We start from the raw sequence: 2414 nt of genomic DNA, 5'->3' as shown, positions 1-2414 counted from the left end.
TGATGCAGTCACATCGGCATCATGTGATGCAGTCACATCGGCATCATGTGATGCAGTCACATCGGCATCATGTGATGCAGTCACATCGGCATCATGTGATGCAGTCACATCGGCATCATGTGATGCAGTCACATCGGCATCATGTGATGCATCGGCATACCCGGCATCAGCATGTGGTGCATCTGCATCATCAACATGTGCAGCATGTGCATCAAGCCCATGTCCATCGTTCCCACCTCCGCGTCCTGCGGTGTTCGTCGGAGGGCGACACCACCTCCACTATGCGCCCGCCCGAGCAGGCGTGTCACCACGCCGACGCCGCACGCTCCGTCCGGTGGCCTTGACGAGTTCGTCCACCCACAGCACCGAGGATCCGACGCCGACGGCGAGCGCCCACTGCTGCGAGGTGAGCGCGGTGGTGTCGAAGAAGCCCTGCAGGAAAGTCGTCTGCACCACGCACACCTGCAGGACGACCACCACGACGAGCGCGATCCAGATGCTGTGGTTGGTGAGGGTCTGCAACGAGAACACCGAGCCGAGTTCGGAGCGGACGTTGAGCAGATTGAACACCTGGAAGAAGACGAACGTGGTGAACGCGAGGGTGGTGGCGAACAGCGGGTCGCCGGCGCTCTCGGGGAACCACTGCGGCGCGTAGTGCAGCACTGCGACGGTTCCGGCGGTCATGACGATGCCCAGGCCGAGGATGCGGCGGAGCCGATCGCGGCTGAGCAGGCGCTCGTGGGCCGGCCGCGGCGGCCGGGACATGGTGCCCGGCTCGGTGGGGTCGACGCCGAGGGCGAGGGCCGGCGGGCCGTCCATGATGATGTTGACCCACAGGATCTGCAGCGCCGTGAACGGCGCACCGCCGGCGAGCCCGAGGGCCCCGGCGACGAGGAAGATCAGCACGAACCCCCATGCCGTGGTCAGCTGGAACTTCACGAACTTGACGATGTTGGCGTAGATGCCGCGGCCTTCCTCGACCGCGGCGACGATGGTCGCGAAGTTGTCGTCGGTGAGGATCATGTCGGCCGCGCTCTTGGACACGTCGGTGCCGGTGATGCCCATGGCGACACCGATGTCGGCCTGTTCGAGGGCGGGCGCGTCGTTGACGCCGTCGCCGGTCATGGCGACCACCTCGCCGTTCGCCTGCAGCGCCTTGACGACCCGGATCTTGTGCTCCGGCGCGACGCGGGCCAGCACACCGAAACCTGCTGCCCGGGAACGTAGCTCGTCGTCTTCCAGGGCGTCGAGGTCGGCGCCGGTGGCCGCGGCGCCGCCGATGCCCAGTTCCGCGGCGATCGCCGACGCGGTCACGAGGTGGTCGCCGGTGATCATGTGCACCTCGATGCCGGCGGCGTGGGCCACCTCGATGGCCCGCTTGGCCTCCGTCCGCGGCGGATCGACGATGCCGACCACGGCGTAGAGGGTCAGGTCGGACACCACGCGCTGCAGCGCCTCCCCGTCGCCCCGCGGCACCGCGTGCAGGTCCCGGCCGGCGATCATCAGGGTGCGCAGCCCCTCGGCGGCGAGCGACTGCACCGCCGAGCGGAGGCGCTCGCGGCGGCGGTCGTCGAGCGGGACGGGGCCGTCCCCGTCGAGCATCGCGGTGGCGCGGTCGAGCAGCGCACCGGGCGCGCCCTTGGCGAAGCACCGGTAGCCGCCGTCGGGCAGGGCGTGGAAGGTCGCCATGTACTTGTAGGCGGAGTCGAACGGCACCTCCGCCAGCCGCGGCACCGCGAGACGCGCCCCCTCGACGTCGATGCCGCCCTTCTCGGCGAGCACCACCAGTGCGCCCTCGGTGGGATCGCCGACGAGCACCCCGTCGCGGACGACGGCATCGTTGCACAGGGCCATCCCGAGCAGCGGCGCGGTCAGGTCCGGGGCCGGCAGCCCGTCGCCGACGAGGATCTTGCCGGCCGTTTCGTACCCGGTGCCGGTGACGCGGAAGCTGCGGCCACGGGCCAGCAGCCGCTGCACCGTCATCTGGTTGAGGGTGAGGGTGCCGGTCTTGTCGGTGGCGATGTGGGTGGTGCTGCCGAGGGTCTCGACGGCGGCGAGCCGTTTGACGATGGCGCCGCGCGCGGCGAGCCGCGACGCGCCCATCGCGAGGGTGAAGGCGACGACCGCGGTCAGCCCCTCGGGAATGGTGGCGACGGCGAGCGAGACGGCGGTGATCAGCAGGTCGGACCACGACTGCCCGCGCAGCAGACCCAGGACGAACACGACGGCGACGACGGTGAGCGCAACGATGGTGAGGGTCTTGGCGAGCTGGTCGATGCGGCGCTGCAGCGGGGTCTTCTCCACCCCGGCGGCACCGAGCAGGGTGGCGATCGCGCCGATCTCGGTCTGCATCCCGGTGGCCGTGACCACCATCGTGCCCCGCCCGCGGGTGACGTCGGTGTTCATGAACAGCA

General features: G+C 69.3%; 1 protein-coding gene. It reads right to left on the bottom strand.

The features are described 5' to 3' along the window. Positions 1 to 279: 279 nt before the first annotated feature. A partial coding sequence (locus AIIKEEIJ_RS14030; RefSeq protein ID WP_161995907.1) for an HAD-IC family P-type ATPase occupies positions 280 to 2414 on the bottom strand: 2135 nt, incomplete at its 5' end.

Origin of the sequence: Rhodococcus sp. YH1 (assembly GCF_009939605.1) — a bacterium.
Lineage (GTDB): Bacteria > Actinomycetota > Actinomycetes > Mycobacteriales > Mycobacteriaceae > Rhodococcus > Rhodococcus aetherivorans.
This window is presented reverse-complemented; position numbering and strand designations above follow the sequence as displayed.